The following is a 19,448-nucleotide window of genomic DNA, read 5'->3' as shown; positions in this document are numbered from 1 at the left end:
GGGCCTTTGCAATTGAACTGGATTCGACATGTCGACACCTGCAACCCTGCCACACTCTCGCCCGCTCAATCTCTGGATCTATCTGGGTATTCCCTTTGCAACAGCCCTGACTCTCATGCTGCTGGAACTGACCTCCCTGGACATGGATCTCGCCCGTCTGGTTTATGATCCGGTGGCAGGCGACTTCATCGGCAGGCACAGCCATTTTCTCGAAGATATTCTGCATGACCGCGCCAAACAGGTCGTCATTGGCCTGGCTGTCGTCTCCATGCTTCTGTTCGCGGCCTCGTTCAAGGTCGGGCGTTTGATGCCGTGGCGCCGTGAACTGGGCTGTCTGGTGCTGTCCATGGCGCTCTCGACCGGATTCGTGACGCCGGTGAAAGTCATCACTTCAGTGCAATGTCCCTGGAGCCTCACGGAGTTTGGCGGCAAGGAAACCTACAGCGAACTGCTCGCTTCACGCCCTGAAACGGACAAGCCGGGCCGCTGCTGGCCGGGCGGCCATGCGGCGACCGGTTTTACTCTGTTCGCCCTGTTCTTCATGTTTCGCGATCGCAAGCCACGCCTGGCGAAAGCCGGACTGGTACTGGCTTTGAGTCTGGGATCGATCTTTTCCGTCGGCCGTATGCTGCAAGGCGCGCACTTCTTCTCGCACAACGTCTGGACAGCGGTGTTCTGCTGGCTGATCTGCCTGGGCGCGTATTACTTCATCCTCTACAGGCCGGATAAAAGCATCCAGGCAGAGCAAAGCCTGCTGGCGAAACCTTAAGTCATGTACTGGTTGTAGTAATCCAGCGTGGCCACGTTCTTGTGCTTGGACTCGAACATGACGTCGAAGCGGTCAAGAAATCCGGTCACGTACTCGTTGGTCCAGCGGTTCCACATCATGTCGCTGTGGCCATAGAGGTCGCGTTTGGAGAGGACTTGCATCAGCGAGTCCATTTCCAGCTTCTGCTCGGCGGTAAAACCCAGCTCCTGCAGACGCTCCTGAGGCTGAGAGTAATGCATGGTCGGACGCACGCCACGCCAGCTTTCGATGATGCGCGCCACTCGAGGCGACTGCGCAGGCATGTAGTCATCTTCATGGATCCAGCAGTGGTGCACATCCAGAACCACCGGTGCCAGATCGGCCAGCCCGATGCAATCGTCCACGCCGTAGGTTTTTTCGTCGTTCTCGAAAGTGATGCAGTTCTGAGCCTCTTTCGACAGACGTGACCAGATCGAGCGAATACCCTCGGCACCCAGACGACCGGCGATATGGATATTGCATTTGAAATCCTGAAACTGCCGGCCGTAGCCCATCATGCGGATCATGTCGGCGTGGTATTCGAATTCGGCCAGACTGTTCTCGACTACTTCAGGCTTGTCGGACCCCAGCACGCAATATTGACCCGGATGCATGGACAACCGGATTCCGGCAGCACGCGCCGCAGCACCAATAGCGGCAAAGCCCTTGATCAGCATCGACTGAATGTGCGGCTGACGATAGAACGCGCAGACTTTCGGGTGACTGTAGAACGGCAACAGGTCACTGCTCAGTCGCAACATTTTCAGGGCATCAGGCAAGGTCGCCACGTAAGCCAGCAAGCGCAACTGGGCTTCGAGGTTGTGCTCGATGATCTCCACCAGTTTGGCATGCGCGACTTCGGGTGCGACGCTTTCCATCCAGCGCAAAGTGGTAGTGCGCGGGTTCAAGGCCGCTTCAATGGTTTTCAACTCGCCAGCAGACAGGTTGCGTTGGGGGTGACGATACTGGCATGCAAAACCGATCCGAGCAGTGGACATGGCAATCCTGAAATCCGAATGAATGGTGGTCAGACTCTCGGGCAGGTAAAAGCGTTCGCCATCCATACTGGCTTTTTAGCTGTATGGCATCGAGTGACAGAAGCCCGAAAACAAAGAACCCTGCACTAGGCAGGGTTCTTCGTGGTGTCGCTGAGGGTAAGGCTGGCTTACATCATGCCGCCCATGCCACCCATGCCGCCCATGTCTGGCATGCCGCCGCCAGCCGCTGGCTTGTCTTCAGGCACGTCAGCGATCATCGCTTCGGTGGTGATCATCAAGCTGGCGATGGAGGATGCTGCCTGCAGAGCAGAGCGGGTCACTTTGGCCGGGTCCAGGATGCCCAGCTCGATCATGTCGCCGTATTCGCCGGTAGCAGCGTTGTAACCGAAGTTACCCGAACCCTGCTTGACCTTGTCGACGACAACGCTTGGCTCGTCACCGGAGTTGGCAACGATCTGGCGCAGAGGTGCTTCTACAGCGCGACGCAGCAGAGCGATACCGACGTTCTGATCGGCGTTGTCGCCTTTCAGCTCGGAGATGGCTTGCAGGGAGCGAACCAGAGCAACGCCACCGCCAGGAACCACGCCTTCTTCAACGGCTGCACGGGTAGCGTGCAGGGCGTCTTCAACGCGGGCTTTCTTCTCTTTCATTTCGACTTCGGAACCGGCACCGACCTTGATCACTGCAACGCCGCCAGACAGCTTGGCCAGACGCTCTTGCAGTTTTTCCTTGTCGTAGTCGGAGCTGGTGTCGCCGATCTGCTGGCGAATCTGGGCGATGCGCGAGTCGATGTCGGTCTTGACGCCGGAGCCGTCGATGATGGTGGTGTTTTCCTTGTTCAGCACAACGCGCTTGGCATTACCCAGGTGCTCCAGGGTAGTGCTTTCCAGGCTCAGGCCGATCTCTTCGGAGATAACGGTACCGCCGGTCAGGACAGCGATGTCCTGCAGCATTGCCTTGCGACGGTCGCCGAAACCTGGAGCCTTGACGGCTGCAACTTTCACGATACCGCGCATGTTGTTCACGACCAGAGTCGCCAGGGCTTCGCCTTCGACGTCTTCGGCAACGATCAGCAGAGGACGGCCAGCTTTTGCGACTGCTTCCAGAACCGGCAGCATTTCGCGAATGTTGGAGATCTTCTTGTCGACCAGCAGGATCAGCGGGCTGTCCAGCTCGGCAACCATGGTGTCCGGCTTGTTGATGAAGTACGGGGACAGGTAGCCACGATCGAACTGCATGCCTTCCACGACAGACAGCTCGTTCTCCAGACCCGAACCTTCTTCAACGGTGATAACGCCGTCTTTGGTCACTTTTTCCATGGCTTCGGCAATGATGTCGCCGATGGAATTGTCGGAGTTGGCGGAGATGGTACCCACCTGAGCAATGGCTTTGGTGTCGGTGCAAGGCTTGGACAGCTTCTTCAGCTCGGCAACGATGGCGAGGGTCGCCTTGTCGATACCGCGCTTGAGGTCCATCGGGTTCATGCCGGCAGCGACGGCTTTCAGGCCTTCGTTGACGATGGCCTGAGCCAGAACGGTAGCGGTGGTGGTACCGTCACCGGCGTCGTCGTTGGCACGGGAAGCAACGTCCTTGACCAGTTGCGCGCCCATGTTCTCGAAACGGTCCTTGAGTTCGATTTCCTTGGCAACCGAAACACCGTCTTTGGTGATCAGAGGAGCACCGAAGCTCTTCTCGATAATCACGTTACGGCCTTTCGGGCCCAGGGTCGCTTTTACTGCGTCAGCCAGGACGTTTACACCAGCGAGCATTTTCTTGCGGCCAGAATCGCCGAATTTAACTTCTTTAGCAGCCATGATCTTTATTCCTTGGATACTTTGTCGTGACGGAAATCAGCGGGTTTCTCAGCCTTCGATGACAGCGAGGATTTCGTTCTCGCTCATCACCAGCAGGTCTTCGCCGTCTACTTTCACAGTGTTGCTACCGGAGTAAGGGCCAAACACTACTTTGTCACCCACTTTCACGGCCAGCGCACGTACTTCACCGTTATCCAGCACACGGCCGGTACCTACAGCGACGATCTCGCCACGGTTAGGCTTTTCAGCAGCCGAACCTGGCAGCACGATACCGCCGGCAGTTTTCGTTTCTTCTTCGCTGCGACGGATTACGACGCGGTCATGCAGAGGACGAAGCTTCATTGTCGATCTCCTGATTATGGTTTTAGAGCGCTCGGTGAATACACCGGCGGGGTTTTAAAAATCCGGTCTTGCCGGTCACGGTTCGACGAGCGAACCGCAGAATACGGTCTGGCTTACAGGCCAGAAACCTTGCGGTGACCCATACATAAGGGCGGACAAGGTGATTACAAGTCTCGATCAGGATTTTTTTTCGTATGGACAGGCACTTGAAACGGAAACGGCACCCGAAGGTGCCGTGCAGACAGGTTACGCCGGTTACTTGTCGCGATGCTCGAACTCGCCTTCGATGACATCGGGCTCGCGGGCAGTCTGGTGAATCGCGCCGGGACGGCTGTTTGTCGGCCCCTGACTGGCCTGATGCATGTCCTCGGCGAACGCTCGCTGGCGCATGGCCTGATTCTCGGCTCGCTGACGCAACTTGTCGGCCAGCATGCGACGAGTGAACGGCAACAGGCAGATCACACCCAGGATGTCACTGATGAAGCCCGGCAGCAGAAGCAGACCGCCACCGACGGCGATCATCAGGCCTTCAAGCATCTGCTGGGCAGGAAGCTCACCGCGGGCCAGGCTTTCACGGGCACGCAACGCCGTGGCAAACCCCGCCACGCGCATCACGAACAATCCGAGCACCGATGTGCCGAGCACCAGCAGGAAGGTCCACAGAAAGCCGATGGACATGCCGACCCGCACCAGAATAAACAGCTCCAGCACCGGAAAAAGTAGAAAGAGCAGCAGAAAAACACGCATCAAATCAGTTCCTCTAAGGAAGAATGCCTTCCAAGTAGACCGTATGTGATGTCAGAAGATCGTTAATTCAAGCCTTTTGCTCTTCAGATAGCGGCCATTTTTCCACGCGGGCCAGATGAACCAAGGCTTCGCGCACTTGTGTCGGCGTATTGCAGGGCTCGACGAATGCCAGCCAGTGGATACCGTGACCAATGCGCAGGTGCATGCCTTCGGCATCGAGACCGACCATTTGCGCAGGCTCGGTCTGCGGCAGGCCCGACAAGGCCACGTAATGGGCAATGGCATTGGCGTGGTCGTCATTCATGTGTTCAATCATGCGGGCTTCGACATCCCCGAAGAACGGGTTGGCCAGGGCGACATTATCGAACCAGTAAGCAGCCCCGAAGCCGCCAATGTAGCGATAACGCACTGGAGCGAGCACCCAGAAATCGAAATCATGCGCGGTGTGATAACTCTCTGACTTGGGGAAAAAGCGGTAATAGCGACGGGCAGCCGCTTCGATGGCCTGCGGGTCGGTCAGTTTGCGGGCCTCGGCCAGCAGCGTGAGACGCCCTGCTGCCTGGGCATAATCGGCTTCGCGCTCACTCACCAGCAGGGAACACTTCGGGTCCTGGATCAGGTTTTTGGTGTGCTGGGAAATGCGGCTTATCAAAATCAGCGGCCAGCCCTGCTCGTCCAGGCAATACGTCACTGTCGAACCGAACGGAAAGCCCGGCATGGAGCTGGAATGGGTGGACAACACCGAGCGGTACTCCTTGAGCAGCAACTCCCGGGCATTTTTAGAGGCTTTCGCGCTCATCCTGTGACTCCCTATAACGTTTTCGTCGAAATAAAGACGAACGCTCTGAAACAGCTTATAAAGTGTTGTGAATGGCATCCATGGTAAGTGGTGCCACGGCATTGGCTTAGAGATTGGGCACGCACATGGAATTGAAAAACAAGTTAATTATTATTACCGGTGGCGGTCAGGGACTGGGCCGGGCAATGGCAGAGTATCTGGCAGCCAAGGGCGTCAATCTGGCGCTGGTGGACCTGAACCAGGAAAAGCTCGACCAGACCGTCGCAGCCTGCAAGGCGCAGGGTGTGGAAGCCCGGGCCTATCTGGCCAACGTCGCCAGTGAAGAGCAGGTAACGGACGCCGTTGCAAAGATAGCCGAAGACTTCGGCCCGATTCATGGCTTGATCAATAATGCCGGAATCCTGCGCGACGGCTTGTTGCTCAAGGTCAAGGACGGTGAAATCACCAAGCTGAGCCTGACGCAATGGCAGTCCGTCATTGACGTCAACCTGACCGGCGTCTTCCTCTGCACCCGGGAAGTGGCAGCCAAAATGGTCGAGCAGAAGAGTACAGGCGCAATCATCAATATTTCTTCGATATCCCGCGCCGGCAATATCGGGCAGACCAACTATTCGGCCGCCAAGGCCGGGGTGGCGGCAGCAACCGTGACCTGGGCCAAGGAGCTGGCGCGTTACGGCATCAGAGTCGCTGGCATTGCGCCGGGCTTTATCGAAACGGAAATGACCGCCAGCATGAAACCCGAAGCACTGGAAAGAATGACGTCGGCCATCCCGCTCAAGCGCATGGGTACGCCAACCGAAATCGCGCATTCGGTGGCTTATATTCTGGAGAACGACTATTACAGCGGCAGGATTCTGGAGCTTGATGGGGCAATGCGGATCTAGATCTTGTACGTAAAGTGGCTGCACTCCCCACGGCATCGCTGGACGAGGCCGTGGGGAAATCTGCCGGTTCTTACCAGCTCACACCGAAGCCGGCGGTGTAGCGGGTCTTGTCGACATCGCCATTGTCCGAACCGCTGATGATGTTTCTCTCGGCCTTGAGGTTAAGCGATGCCCAGTCGGTGACCTTGTAACGCAGGCCCGCTTCGACATCCATCGAATAGTCGGCCACGCCGCTCAGAGGCTTGCCCACTTCCCCGTTGGTGAAGAACTCGAACTTCTTGCCCACCAGATAGCGGTTGTAGTCCCAGGTACCGGCGACTGCATAGAAGTTCTCCTTGTCGCCGTTGGAGAACTCGAAGTCGGTACGGTTCAGCAGTGCGCCCACCTTGAATGCACCCAGCTCGTCATCCCAGAACTGATAACCGGGACCGGTACCGACGGTGCGCTGACGGGACAGGTCTTCGATCTTGTCGCGCTTGTAGGTGATACGCCCATCCCAGAACAGCTTGTCGGTCAGGAAGCGGTCCAGAGAGTATTCGGCGCTCCAGTTGTCGGTGCTGACCGCATCGTCGGTTGTCTCACGGTTGTAGTCGCCCTTGGCGTTATGCCGCCACTGACCATGGCGTGCCGAAGTCTTGAAGGCCACGTTGTAGTCGTTGGTATCGTTCTCGGCGCGCTGGAAATCCAGGGCGGCATCGATATTGCCCTTCCAGACCAGGTCGGTGATGACCGGCTTGGGCTTGACGATTTGCTGGATACTGGCCAGCTCCACGGTTTTCGGCGCTTCACCGTTGACCAGCACGACCTTGCCGTCATCGCCAGCCTTCAACGACTTGGCGACTTCGCCTGTGTACTGGTCCTGCTTGACCAGCAATGGCTGATCGCTTTCGAGGGTCTTGACCTGTTTCCAGTCCAGAGGCACAGAGCCGCCATAAGGCGTCTCGATGAGCAGCTTGCCGCCATCGAAAAGTTTGATCGTGCCGCTCAACCGGTCACCGTTCTTCAACCAGACGGTATCGGCAAGCAGTGGAGTGGAAACCGTGGTTATTGCGAGGCACAACAGGGTTCTGGACAACATAAGCGACTACTAGGCTCTGTTAAGCGGAAAATCGGGCATTATCCTGCAGGCCAGCAAGACAACGTCAGGTATCAATGACCGTAAGATCTTTCCGTAGTTCCGGTAACAAAACACATACATACCTCTAAACAGGAATGAAACCGTGATCCAAACCGCCTCAGAACAGGGTGATCCTGCCGGACTTTCCCCCGCAGAGGCCCGACGCACTGCGCTCTACCTCACACTCGAACAGGTCCCGGAGGGCAAGGTCGTCAGTTATGGACAATTAGCCGAACTGGCCGGGCTGGGGAAAGCCGCACGCTGGGTCGGGCGCACCCTGAGCCAGTTACCCGAGGGCACTTCGCTGCCCTGGCACAGGGTATTGGGGGCTGGCGGCAGGCTGAGTCTGCCACTGGGCAGCGTCTCAGGTGACGAACAGCGTGCCCGCTTGCGTGCAGAAGGCCTTACCATCCGTAACAATCGGGTCGATATGCAGCGCCATGGCTGGCGTCCCATGTAGCACAGCGGTTAGAGTGCGCCCTTTGTTTTCGCAACCTGAGGCAGTTTCCAGCCCATGCCCCGTAAAACCTGGCGCGCCGCGCTCGCCGCTTATGCCAGCCCCTCGACATTAGTATTGCTGCTGCTTGGATTCGCTGCGGGCATGCCTTACATGCTGGTCTTCTCAACCCTGTCGGTCTGGTTGCGCGAAGCCGGTGTCGCCCGCGAAACCATCGGTTATGCCAGCCTCATCGGTCTGGCCTACGCCTTCAAATGGGTCTGGTCGCCCCTGCTCGACCAATGGCGCCTGCCTTTGCTCGGGAAACTGGGTCGCAGGCGTTCCTGGCTGGTCCTCTCGCAGGCGCTGGTGATGCTGGGGCTGATCGGCATGGGCTTTTGCGACCCGCAGCAACATCTGTCATGGCTGATCGCGATTGCCGTGGTGGTGGCCTTCGCTTCTGCGACCCAGGATATCGCCATCGACGCCTATCGCCTGGAAATCGCTCAGGACACTCAGCAGGCAGCTCTGGCCGCCAGCTACATGTCCGGTTACCGGGTCGCGGCGCTGTTGTCCACTGCCGGTGCGCTGTATTTCGCCGAAGGTTTCGGCTCGACAGGCTTCTCTTACAAACACTCGGCCTGGACCGGGACCTATGTGCTGTTCGGCCTGTTGATGCTGCCAGCCCTTGTGACCACCTTCATCATGCGCGAACCGCCCGTGCCGCTGCGCACCCAGTTGTCGGCGGCGCGCTATGGATTTGTGCATCAGCTGGCATCGGTCTTCGTGCTGATCGTGCTGTTGGTTTCCGTTCCGGCCATGTTCACCCAGCTCTACAACACCGATTTCGCCAGCGTCCTGTTCGAAGGCAGCAGCTGGATGGACCTGCTGATGGAAGACCGCGCCTTCCTGCGCTCCATCCTGTATATCCTGCTCACCATCGCCTGTCTGTCCTCCATGGGCCGACGCGGCCTTGCCCCCGTACTGACCCCCGTCAACGACTTCATCATGCGCTACCGCTGGCAGGCCTTTATCCTGCTGGGCCTGATCGCGACCTATCGCATGTCCGACACGGTCATGGGCGTGATGGCCAACGTTTTCTACATCGATCAGGGATTCACCAAGGACCAGATTGCCAGTGTCAGCAAGATCTTCGGCCTGATCATGACCCTGCTGGGCGCGGGCATCGGCGGATTGCTGATCGTGCGCTTCGGCATCATGCCGATCCTGTTCATCGGCGGCCTGAGCTCGGCGGCGACCAATATCCTGTTCCTGCTGCTGGCCGACATGGGCCCGAACCTGAAGATGCTGGTGCTGACCATTTCCCTGGACAACCTGAGCTCCGGACTGGCCACCTCAGCATTCGTGGCCTACCTGTCGAGCCTGACCAACCTCAAGTTCTCCGCCACCCAATACGCCCTGCTCAGCTCGATCATGCTACTGCTGCCACGCCTGATCGGCGGCTATTCGGGGGTAATGGTCGAGAAATTCGGCTACCACAACTTCTTCCTCATTACCGCCCTGCTGGGCGTACCGACCTTGTTGATGATCATCCTGCAGTGGAGCAAGGAAATTCGTACTGCCGCCAGACAGGACGGGCCCGAAAAGACCGTGGCCGACCAACCGCAATGATCAAAAGCCCGGTACATGAAACCGGGCTTTTTACCACTCCCAGTCTTTCTCCATGAACTCGGCCGTGGGCGGCAGGACGGTGTGCAGGAATTGCAGGTACTGTTCGAGCAGGTCCGTGTTGGGAAAGTGAGCCACAAAGCCTGTGGTGATGTCAGTGCAATGGATAACGATGATTGAGCGCTTGCGATCAATCGTGACGAAGTTATGCATCTCCCATGGGCGGGTTTCTCGATGATGGATCGGATTCTCCCAATTCAGCAAAGTACGGGCTGCCCCGAGCGCAATGGCAGCAGGGCCGACCAGGAACAACAGCGAGCCGGTAACGAGCGCGACGCCGAGAAAGAGCAGGATGGTGAAAATGGCGATGCCTTTGAAGAGCGGGCCTGCGAAGCTTGGGTAGTGAAGGAAATATTCGACAGAGCATGCTTGGATTGTTAATTGGTAATTGAAGATGGTCTTTTGTCTTATTACAAGCATGATCATATAGGTTGAAGATGCAACTACTACGCAAACAAAGCTTATAAAAAAGCCTGCACTCTCAGTTATGATATCCCACATTAACCATACAAAATAAGTGAGAAGCGCAAGAGCCCCAATTATAAAGGAGGTTTGAAATCTCATGAACTCCTTGGGAGGGCAGTCGATTGTTTTGATGCTCCACACCATGACAGGTGTATGGGTGCAGGAAATTGAAGCCTGCTCCGTGCTGCAAGTTTTTATATGAGTCATACGATTTCTTATTCCGGAAGCATAAGGATCAGTGCCTGGACGCGGCTGTACTTATTGACTTCGAGCTGCGTGAAGGTTTCGTTTAGGCAACATAAGCCCCGACTACTCCTCTCTACCATTCCCAGTCCTTTTCAGTGAATTCAGCCGTAGGCGGCAGGACGGCATGTAGAAATTGCAGGTATTTCTCGAACAGCTCCTTGTTGGGGAAACGGGCTTCAAATCCTAGTGTGGTGTCAGTGCGGTGGGTGACGATCATTGAGCGTTTACGATCCACCGTGACGAAGTTGTACTCTCCCCAGGGCAGGCTTTCCTCGTAGTGAATTTTATTTTCCCAGTTCAATAGAGTACGGGCTGCCCCGAGTGCAATGGCAGCAGGGCCGACCAGGAATAACAGCGAACCGGTAACGAGCGCGACGCCGAGAAAGAGCAGGATGGTGAAAATGGCGATGCCTTTGAAGAGCGGGCCTGCGAAGTCTGGGTAGTGCAGGTAGTGTTCGACAGAACCTGATTGCTTTTTTATTCGGTAGTTGAAAATAGTCTTTTGCCTTATAACAAGTATGATCATGTAAGAAAGGTACAAGACCGTTGCACATCCAAACCCTATAAACAAGCCTGTATTCTCGACCAAGGCATCCCACATTAACCATGTGAAGTAAATGAAAAAAGCAGAGATCCCCCCTATAGCAGAAATTTGAAATCTCATGAATTCCTTTGGAGGGCAGTTGATTGTTTTAATACTCCACACCATGACAGATGTGTCGACGCAGGGAATTGAAGCCTGCTCCGTACTGCACGCTTTTATATGAGTCATAGATTTTTATTCCGGAAGCACAAGGGTCAGTGCCTGGGCGCGACTGTATTTATTGACTTCAAGCTGCGTGAGGGTTGAGCCATCGACTGTCATGTTTCCTTCCTGACTTAGCTCTACCTGATAGAGATAGCTTTGAGCTTTTTCCCCCGAGACACCGACGGCCTTCGGGTACCAGATTTGCAGCTCGATATAGACAGCCTCTTCCCTGAGCGGAACCCAGGTCTGCCAGACGACATCCTCCCCCGCAGGAAAAACCGGAAAATACAGATCCGAGGGGTTATGGGGCGGGCGCTCACTGCCGAGACTGCCCAACTTATTGAGCGGCGTGAATTTGCCACGCTCTTCAAATTTATCTGCAATGGGCGTATTGGTTTGCACCGTGGGCATAAAGCCGAAAGCTCGCGTACTGCTGATCACGTTCAGTTGAACCCATTGCCCACGCAAGGCTTCAGGCAAACGTATTTGTATCCAGGCACCATTTTGCACTGGCATATCTACATACCCGGCCATGCCTATATATTTGCGCCGGTACTCAACCGTGCTTTTAACCAGAACTTGCGGGCTCAACTGGATTTCCAGTAACGCGCGTTTTTCTTCGGCCTCTCCTTCTGGAGTCTCTGCATGGCGATGTTCAGGCGAGCGCGACCAGCAGCACTTTCGTAACCACCAGCCGACACTGTCTTGTTTGAAGTAATTCAAGGCGAGGCTGGCAATTAAATAAATAAAACCCGCTATTAGAAGAACAATGGTGAGCCATGAGCCCATGGCAAAAAACACAATCTTGCTAGATAAACCTATCCCCGCAGCCAATGGTGCCAAACCACCAAGCCCCATCACAATAACAGCCAAGCCTTTTACATAGAGCGCGATTTTTTCTTCTGAAGTCTTGGCATTAGCGTGATCATCCCAGATATCCCAAAGCTCCAGCACCGCCGCCGTCACCGCAAACGCGCCCAACGCCACCATCGTGACCCGGAACCCGCGAATCGCATCACCCCAGACATGATTCCCCTGAGCTTTCCAATAAGCGGATGAGCGATCCAGAATACCGATGTCATACCCACCAATAACCACCGGCTTCGCCTCCCTGATCACCGCCCAAGGCGCTTCGACAAACACGGCCATCAACAGGTTGAAGCTGTAACTCAGGCTGTAACCGATCTTGACGATATCCTTGGCGCTGAAGTCGCCATCGCGGGTCAGGTCCTGATAGAGCACGGCGGTGTTGATGAAGTTGATCAGGATTACGCCCCAGGTGATGGCGGCCCCCAAGCCGCCCAGGCGTTCGTTCCAGGCCCTGGCGCGGGTGTGCCAGTCCTTGACGACGTCGAGGCCGGATTTGAAGAAAGCGCGGATTTCCGCTTGCAGCAATTGGGCACACCGGTTGTTCTGGAAGTCCAGCAACCCCGGAATATTCAGCTCATGCAGGCGCAGGGCGTCGAGTTGTGATTGCAGTTGGCGCGCCAGGTTTCGGCGTTCGCGAGGATGGAGGGGGTGGAGCCAATTGAAGCGGGTATCATCGATCTGTTTGATCAGAAGACGCTGCTCGCGCTTCCACTGCTTGAGCCGGGAGGCGATCTGTTCGTCGAGGCGAATCAGGTCCGGCGTATCGGCCAGTAGCTGGCCGATCATGAGGTTACGCAACAAGGCCACGAGGTTCTGCCCCCTCCCCAGTGCCAGACGGCTGTCCACCGGCACCCAGGCCAGCAGCATGGTTTCGGCAATCGTCTTCCCTGCCCCCCTCGCCAGTTCGCGCAGGGCCTTGAAGGTATCCTGCACCGGTTGCTTGAGCTTTTTCATCCAGGCCGCGTCGGCGAAGCCCCGGTGGTTGAGGGCGGTGTTGAGCTCACCGGCACGGGTGGCCAGATTGGTGAGGTCGCCCAGGCCGTTGAACAGGGCGTTGGCTTGCCGATGCAGGGCTTCCTTGAGGGCCGGAGAAAATCCGTAACGCATCGTCCCGAACAGGCTGCTGCCACGGGCTTCCTGTTCAGCCAGCCAGGCACTGGCCTGCTGATCCTGCCCATACACGGCCAGCAACTGGGTCATGACGGTTTGCAGATACAGCAGAGTTCTGGGATTTGTGGTGTCGATAAACAGCCTGAGCGGGTCGTTGCCCAGGTACTCGGTCCAGACCTGAAAGTCGTGCCGGGTGTCGCGCACTCGTTGCAGGAGGGTGTCGCTGAGGGGCAGGTGTGCCTGCAGATAGGCGCGGGCACCTCTGAGGTCGATTTCAGCCCGCCACTTCTCGCGTGCCTTCCAGGCCTGCCGGTCCTCCTGGGACGGGTAGCGACCGTAGCGGGTACGAAACGCATGGCGCATATCGGCGCTCTGGAACATGTCGCTTGTGCCCAACGAACCGCCCGGCGGACTGCCGTGCATGGTCAGCATCTCTTCCAGATCCATCTGATCGAAACAGGTTTCCAGCTCGTTCAGGTACTGCTGCGTCTTGAGGTGGTCACCCCGGACCGATTCGGGCAGGTGCTGCGGGTCGCCATTGGCACCGCACAGCAGGGTCACGGTCTGGGCCATCTGCAGCTTGTGCTCGTGTTCCTGTTGCCAGGTTTGATAGACCGCCTGATCGCCTGCCAGCTGCAGGCCCAGATCGTTGAGCACGCCCAGCGGGTCGTCCAGGGCGATCAGCAGCGAGCTGTATTGGTCGGGGACACTGCCCAGCCAGTACACATCGGCCCCGAGCGGGGTAAAGAGCGAGGGCGCGGCAGGGTTCCGAGGGTCGGAGGTGGGGATAGACGAGTCGGCAAAGCGGTTGTCTTCGACCAGCCACTCCTTGTCGATATCGGCCACGGCGCTGGCCAGAGCCGGCAGGGGTAAGGTGTCGGGTTGGTTCAGGGTGACGCAGAAACGCGCCAGATCCACCGGCTTCATCCACAGGGCGCGGCTGTCGGCGTGAGAGCGCAGGTGCTCGCAGATGCGCCAGGTCCACTGCACGGGGGAAAAGGCCAGGTGCAGACGGTGCTTGCGGGGATAAAGCAGGTAGGGCTTGCCCTCGCCTTCGCCGCGGCGCACATCCTGCCCCTGATGAGCCTCGGTCCAGACGATGCGTGTCAGGCAGGCATCGATTCCCGAGAAGCTGTACTCATGAAAGGTCTCAGCCGTTTCGTCGAATACATAGACATAGCCGTCGTAGAGCTGGCGCAAGGTGTAGCTGCGGGTCCTGAGCCTGGGCAAGGCGCTCCACTGCCCCTGCGCGGGCAAGGGTTTGAGCTGGTCGGGCTCGACATCGTAGCGGGAACGGTCCAGGGCGTAGCGCACCGGCACAATGGCCACGTCCGGCCCCTTGAACGGACAAAGGCTGGTGGCGTTGGAAGGTGTCTTGTCGAAGCGGGTTGCACGCCGTTGCTGAAGGGTGCCGTGTTTGTGAGTCATGTGTTGCGCCCGGAATCGTGACGAGCAACATCGCTCGTGCCTGGGGGCGGCGTGTATCAAGAGTCATGCCTTCTTTATTTTTATTATTAAAATCAGACAGTTAAAAAGTAACCCTTTTAAAAACCGGTTATTTTTCATACAGACAAACAGAAAAAGTGCGCAATCCGCTGCGCACCTGCGCAAAAGGTTGCACAGACGGCTGAAGCGCCCTGATTACAAGGGGCGACAAGGATTTTGAGAGGGATTTATCGCGGAGGGGTGCGCAAGCAAGTGCGCATCAAGGCTTGAGGCCAGCACTCATCAGAAAGCTCGCCGCAGGGAACAGCGAGCTTTCTGACGAGTTATCGATTACTCCTGAACCACACGCACCATGCGTTGTGGCGAAGGGATATCGATACCTGCAGCTTTCAGGCGATCACGCGCCTCGATATTGAAGAACGAACTCACATCGCCCATATCGCCGGTCTTGGTCCATACCCTCAACGACAGGGTAATCGCGTTTTCGCCCAGCGCCGCCACCACTGCCTGCGGTGCCGGATCCTGCAGGACACGCGGGTCCTGAGCCATTTCCAACAGCACTTCGAGGGCTTTCCTCAGGTCCGCATCGGGACTCACACCGATATCGAACACGATCTTGCGGGTCGGCTGACGGTTGGTGTTGGTAATGATGCCGTTGGACAGATTGCCGTTGGGCATGATCACCGTGCGGTTATCACCCGTGCGCAGTACGGTGTGGAAAATCTGGATACTGTCGACAGTACCCGCCACACCCTGAGCCTCGATCCAGTCGCCGATACGGAACGGGCGGAACAGCAGAATCAGCACGCCACCCGCAAAGTTCGCCAGACTGCCCTGCAAGGCCAGACCAATGGCCAGACCCGCAGCACCGATGGCCGCGACGAACGAGGTGGTTTCCACACCTATCATCGACGCAACGCTCACCACCAGCAGAATCTTGAGGATGATGTTCGCCAGGCTGCTGACAAACCCCTGCAATGCCAGGTCGGCATTACGCAGTGCCAGCAATGCACCGACCTTGCTGGTCAGCCTGTTGATCAACCACCAGCCAATACTCAGTGTTACCAGCGCCAGCAGCACACGACTGCTGTACTGCATGATCATCGGAATCCAGCTTTGTGAAACCTTCCACAGCTGATCGACTTCTGCGCTCAAATCCATCTTGTTTCTCCTGCCTGTCACGAACCAATCTTGAAAGGACTGCCGGAAACAATCATTTCAGCGTCTACAGGGGTGTTCGGACATGCCCGGGAATCAAGGGTTCCCGGGCACACGAACACTAGTCACGGAAGTTGTTGAATTGCAGCGGCATCCCCGAGTCGTATGTACGCAGTAAAGCAATGGCATCTTGCAGGTCATCGCGCTTTTTACCCGTGACGCGCACTTGTTCCCCCTGAATGGCGGCCTGCACTTTCAGTTTAGCGTCCTTGATATGGGCAACAATTTTCTTGGCCAGCTCCTTGTCGATACCTTCCCTGAGTACCGCTTCCTGCTTCATCACCTTGCCCGAAGCATAAGCATCCTTGACCTCAAGGCATTTCACGTCGATCTTGCGCTTGACCAGGGCAAGCTTGAGGATTTCGATCATTGCTTCAAGCTGGAACTCTGCCTCGGCGGTGAGCGTGACGGTCAGATCCTTGAACTCGAAAGTGCCTTTGCCTTTGAGGTCATAGCGACGGTCCAGCTCTTTGATGGCGTTGTCGACGGCATTAGTGACTTCGTGTTTATCCAATTCGGACACTACGTCGAACGATGGCATGTAATTTCTCCAGATAAACGGCGTGCCCGATCAAAGCGAGCACGCGTGACTTGACGGTATGAAAGAACGCTCATTATAACGAGACTTTCCCGGCGTTCACTGCGAGCCTTTCATGTCGACTTTCGATTTTATCGCTGCAAGGCCGTTCAACCTTTCGGATATGTCTCTCTGATGGCCGTTCTCTGGCACATACTCGGCGCAGGCAGCCTGGGCAGTCTGTGGGCCACACGGCTGGCTCGTGCGGGCGTGCCGGTGCGCCTGATTCTGCGTAACGAGGCGCGCCTGCAGGCCTATCAGGCCAATGGCGGCTGTCTGACGCTTGTGGAGAATGGCGTTGCCCAACCGGTCTTCATTGCGGCCCAGACCACCGACAGCAACGAGCCCATCGAACGCCTGCTGGTAGCCTGCAAGGCCTATGATGCCGAACAGGCCGTGTCCCGGATCGCTTCACGCCTGCACGCAAACGCCGACATCATCCTGTTGCAGAACGGTCTGGGCAGCCAGGATGCGGTAGCAGCACGTATTCCACATGCCCGCTGCATTTTTGCGTCGAGTACCGAAGGCGCCTTTCGCGAATCGGACTGGCGCGTGGTATTCGCGGGTCACGGCTACACATGGCTGGGCGATGCCCGTGAACCGACGCCGCCTGCCCTTCTGCAAGACCTGCATGACAGCGGCATTGCCCACGAATGGACACCCGATATCCTGACACGCCTGTGGCGCAAGCTGGCCCTGAATTGCGCCATCAATCCATTGACCGTTCTGCACGACTGCCGCAACGGCGGCCTGCTGGAACATCACTGCGAAGTGGCGACGCTGTGTGTCGAACTCACGGACCTGCTGGAGCGGTGCGGCCAGCCCGCTGCGGCTCTGGACCTGCACACTGAAGTGCAACGTGTGATCCGGGCCACGGCGGCCAATTACTCGTCGATGTATCAGGACGTGAACAATGGCCGACGCACGGAAATCAGCTACCTGCTCGGTTACGCCTGTGCAGCAGCCCTTCGCCATCAATGTGCAGTGCCTCACTTGCAACAATTGCAGCTGCGCCTGACCGGCCATCTCGAAAGCAAGGGTTTGCGTACCGACTAGCTCACGCTACCCTGCTGTTTCATCCTTTGCGTGTGATTCGCCCCATGCCATTGCGCAAGCGTCTAGAAAACCTGCCTGTGGGCCAGAAACTGCTGGCAGCCCTGCTGGTCCTGCTGACCACGGTGCTGCTGGTCGCCAACCTGACCTTTATCAGCGCCGCTTATTACATCTCTCAGGAAGCCATGGCTCCGCAGGCCCTGCAGACCATCGGACGCCTGATCAGCAGTCCCAATCTCAACGAGCAGGCCCTGAGTTCGCCGCGCAATGCCAATGCCTTGCTCAAGGAGCTCAGGAGCTACGGGCCATTGCGGGCCGCAGCGCTCTACGACAACGACGGTAGCCGCCTGGCGCAGATGCAACAGGGCGAAGGACTGCATCTGCCCGCCCATTACGGCGATATCGAAGGCTGGCGTCTGACCGAGTTTCGCAATACGCAGATCATCACCGTGCCCAAGGGCGATCAGGCTCCGGGACATTTATTGCTGGTTGCCAGCAGCGAACTGCCCACGGCGTTCTATACCGGCACGCTGACCGCAAGCCTGGGCATTCTGGTGTTCAGTGTGCTGCTGTGGCTGGTCGTGGCCAGACAGATCCGACGCCTGATTACCGAACCCATCTATCAACTCGAAGAGCTGTCGCGCCAGGTCACCCGCGAAGAAAACTATGCCTTGCGCGCCAGCCCCGGCAACGAAGACGAAATCGGCAATCTGGCCGAAGCCTTCAACACCATGTTGTCGCGCATCGAAGCCCGCGAGCAGCAACTCAAGCGCGCCCGCGACGACTCGCAGGAAGCCTACGCCCAGGCTCAGGGCATGGCCGAGGAAACCCGTCACACCAATCGCAAGCTCGAGCTGGAGGTCAAGGTACGCAGCAAGATCGAGAAAAAGCTCACCGGCTTCCAGAATTACCTCAACAGCATTATCGACTCGATGCCCTCGGCGATGATTGCCCTGGACGAACAACTGTACGTCACCCAGTGGAATCAGGAAGCCACCGCCCTGTCCGGCACAACCCTGGACGAAGCCCTCAATCAGCCGATCTTCATTGCCTTCGAACCCATGAGAGCGTTCCTGCCCCAGATCAAGCAGACCGTCGAGCAGCACAGCGTCACCAAGATCGAGCGCGTGACCTGGATCAAGAACGACGAGCCGCGCAGCTATGCCCTGACCTTCTACCCCTTGGCAGGCGATGCAGGCCGTGGCGTGGTGATCCGGATCGATGACATCACCCAACGCATTTCCCTGGAAGAAATGATGGTGCAGTCGGAAAAGATGCTCTCCGTTGGCGGGCTCGCGGCCGGCATGGCTCACGAAATCAATAACCCGCTGGGCGCGATCCTGCACAACGTGCAGAACATCCGCCGCCGCCTGTCGCCGGAACTGCCCAAGAACATCGAACAGGCCGAGTCCGACGGCATCGACCTGAATACCATCAATCATTACCTGACCAGCCGCGGCGTCCCGCAACTGCTGGACGGTATTCAGCAGGCCGGCGCACGGGCGGCAAAGATCGTCAGCCATATGCTCAACTTCAGCCGCCTGAGCAACCGCCAGTTGACCTCCTGCGACCTGCCGGCCCTGATCGATCAGGCGCTGGAAATCGCCGGCAACGACTTTGATCTGGCCATAGGCTTCGACTTCAAGGGCCAGAACATCATCCGCCAGTTCGATCCGGAACTGGGGCCTGTGCCTTGCATCCCCAACGAACTGGAACAGGTGCTGCTCAACCTGCTGAAGAACGCTGCGCAGGCCATTCACCAACGCTCAGAGAGTGAAGCCGAGCCGGGACGCATCACCTTGCGCACCCGCCTCAACCCGCCATGGGCCGAAATTCAGGTGGAAGACAACGGCATCGGCATGGCGGAGAACGTGCGCAAGCGGACTTTCGAGCCCTTTTTCACCACCAAGGAAATAGGCCAGGGCACCGGACTCGGGCTGTCGGTGTCGTACTTCATCATCACCAATAACCATAAGGGCCAGATGGAAGTGCAATCGGCTATCGGCATGGGGACCTGCTTTACCCTGCGCCTGCCCTTGGTGAGCACTCAGGTGAATGTGCAGCAACAGGTCATTTCAAAGTTGTAATCAGGAGCCATACAG

Annotated in this window: 17 protein-coding genes; 6 read left to right on the top strand and 11 right to left on the bottom strand. The window is 57.3% G+C overall.

The annotated features are described in order from the left end of the window. The first annotated feature begins 28 nt into the window (after positions 1-28). Complete coding sequence (locus JSY17_RS03780; RefSeq protein ID WP_206400600.1) at positions 29-769, top strand: phosphatase PAP2 family protein; 741 nt, start codon at positions 29-31, stop codon at positions 767-769. Here the strand turns inward: JSY17_RS03780 and JSY17_RS03775 are convergent. The 5 genes from JSY17_RS03775 to JSY17_RS03755 all read right to left on the bottom strand — a co-directional run bounded on the left by JSY17_RS03775 (position 766) and on the right by JSY17_RS03755 (position 5,487). Then, positions 766-1,785 (bottom strand): apurinic/apyrimidinic endonuclease family protein, encoded by a 1,020-nt coding sequence (locus JSY17_RS03775; protein WP_206400598.1) that lies wholly within the window; start codon positions 1,783-1,785, stop codon positions 766-768. The genes JSY17_RS03780 and JSY17_RS03775 overlap by 4 nt on opposite strands. Positions 1,786-1,952: 167 nt before the next feature. Beyond that, the gene (gene groL / locus JSY17_RS03770; protein ID WP_117165866.1) at positions 1,953-3,599 is read right to left on the bottom strand and encodes a chaperonin GroEL; all 1,647 of its coding nucleotides are present in this window, start codon (positions 3,597-3,599) and stop codon (positions 1,953-1,955) included. A 48-nt stretch (positions 3,600-3,647) separates the two neighbouring features. Further along, complete coding sequence (locus tag JSY17_RS03765; protein ID WP_004881479.1) at positions 3,648-3,941, bottom strand: co-chaperone GroES; 294 nt, start codon at positions 3,939-3,941, stop codon at positions 3,648-3,650. A 255-nt stretch (positions 3,942-4,196) separates the two neighbouring features. Next, entirely contained in the window at positions 4,197-4,688 is a 492-nt protein-coding gene (locus tag JSY17_RS03760) for an FxsA family protein (RefSeq protein WP_117183996.1), read from the bottom strand. A gap of 67 nt (positions 4,689-4,755) precedes the next feature. Next, complete coding sequence (locus JSY17_RS03755; protein WP_200998970.1) at positions 4,756-5,487, bottom strand: HugZ family pyridoxamine 5'-phosphate oxidase; 732 nt, start codon at positions 5,485-5,487, stop codon at positions 4,756-4,758. A 125-nt stretch (positions 5,488-5,612) separates the two neighbouring features. Here JSY17_RS03755 and JSY17_RS03750 point away from each other — a divergent pair, with 125 nt between their 5' ends. Then, positions 5,613-6,371, top strand: coding sequence for an SDR family oxidoreductase (locus JSY17_RS03750; RefSeq protein ID WP_200998971.1), 759 nt, complete (start codon positions 5,613-5,615; stop codon positions 6,369-6,371). A gap of 70 nt (positions 6,372-6,441) precedes the next feature. Here the strand turns inward: JSY17_RS03750 and JSY17_RS03745 are convergent, their stop codons facing one another. After that, positions 6,442-7,449 carry a DUF481 domain-containing protein gene (locus JSY17_RS03745; RefSeq protein ID WP_201014338.1) on the bottom strand — a complete coding sequence of 336 codons (1,008 nt, stop codon included), beginning with the start codon at positions 7,447-7,449 and terminating at the stop codon, positions 6,442-6,444. Positions 7,450-7,591: 142 nt separating this feature from the next. On the opposite strand from JSY17_RS03745, the gene JSY17_RS03740 reads away from it, so the two are divergent. Together JSY17_RS03740 and JSY17_RS03735 are read left to right on the top strand one after the other, a co-directional pair. Beyond that, entirely contained in the window at positions 7,592-7,948 is a 357-nt protein-coding gene (locus JSY17_RS03740) for an MGMT family protein (protein ID WP_236122685.1), read from the top strand. A 54-nt stretch (positions 7,949-8,002) separates the two neighbouring features. Further along, positions 8,003-9,556 carry an AmpG family muropeptide MFS transporter gene (locus JSY17_RS03735; RefSeq protein WP_206400597.1) on the top strand — a complete coding sequence of 518 codons (1,554 nt, stop codon included), beginning with the start codon at positions 8,003-8,005 and terminating at the stop codon, positions 9,554-9,556. 30 nt (positions 9,557-9,586) lie between these two features. Here the strand turns inward: JSY17_RS03735 and JSY17_RS03730 are convergent, their stop codons facing one another. The 5 genes from JSY17_RS03730 to JSY17_RS03710 form a co-directional block, all read right to left on the bottom strand. Further along, the gene (locus JSY17_RS03730) at positions 9,587-10,285 is read right to left on the bottom strand and encodes a permease (RefSeq protein ID WP_232849256.1); all 699 of its coding nucleotides are present in this window, start codon (positions 10,283-10,285) and stop codon (positions 9,587-9,589) included. Between the two features lie 112 nt (positions 10,286-10,397). Continuing rightward, the gene (locus JSY17_RS03725) at positions 10,398-11,096 is read right to left on the bottom strand and encodes a permease (RefSeq protein ID WP_206400595.1); all 699 of its coding nucleotides are present in this window, start codon (positions 11,094-11,096) and stop codon (positions 10,398-10,400) included. A gap of 6 nt (positions 11,097-11,102) precedes the next feature. Then, positions 11,103-14,480, bottom strand: a complete 3,378-nt coding sequence (locus JSY17_RS03720) for a T6SS effector BTH_I2691 family protein (RefSeq protein ID WP_206400589.1) — start codon at positions 14,478-14,480, stop codon at positions 11,103-11,105. Positions 14,481-14,828: 348 nt separating this feature from the next. Continuing rightward, positions 14,829-15,659 (bottom strand): mechanosensitive ion channel family protein, encoded by an 831-nt coding sequence (locus JSY17_RS03715; RefSeq protein ID WP_117165857.1) that lies wholly within the window; start codon positions 15,657-15,659, stop codon positions 14,829-14,831. A 118-nt stretch (positions 15,660-15,777) separates the two neighbouring features. Continuing rightward, the gene (locus JSY17_RS03710; protein ID WP_117165856.1) at positions 15,778-16,257 is read right to left on the bottom strand and encodes a YajQ family cyclic di-GMP-binding protein; all 480 of its coding nucleotides are present in this window, start codon (positions 16,255-16,257) and stop codon (positions 15,778-15,780) included. A 171-nt stretch (positions 16,258-16,428) separates the two neighbouring features. Between JSY17_RS03710 and JSY17_RS03705 the strand changes: the two genes are divergently transcribed. Together JSY17_RS03705 and JSY17_RS03700 are read left to right on the top strand one after the other, a co-directional pair. Beyond that, positions 16,429-17,349: a putative 2-dehydropantoate 2-reductase gene (locus JSY17_RS03705; protein WP_206400587.1), complete on the top strand. Its 921-nt coding sequence runs from the start codon at positions 16,429-16,431 to the stop codon at positions 17,347-17,349. A 44-nt stretch (positions 17,350-17,393) separates the two neighbouring features. Beyond that, positions 17,394-19,433 (top strand): sensor histidine kinase, encoded by a 2,040-nt coding sequence (locus JSY17_RS03700; RefSeq protein ID WP_122372911.1) that lies wholly within the window; start codon positions 17,394-17,396, stop codon positions 19,431-19,433. Positions 19,434-19,448 lie beyond the last annotated feature (15 nt).

Source organism: Pseudomonas capsici (genome assembly GCF_017165765.1).
GTDB classification, from domain to species: Bacteria; Pseudomonadota; Gammaproteobacteria; order Pseudomonadales; family Pseudomonadaceae; genus Aquipseudomonas; species Aquipseudomonas capsici.
The sequence above is the reverse complement of the archived record's forward strand: the minus strand, read 5'-3'. Positions and strand labels throughout refer to the sequence as shown.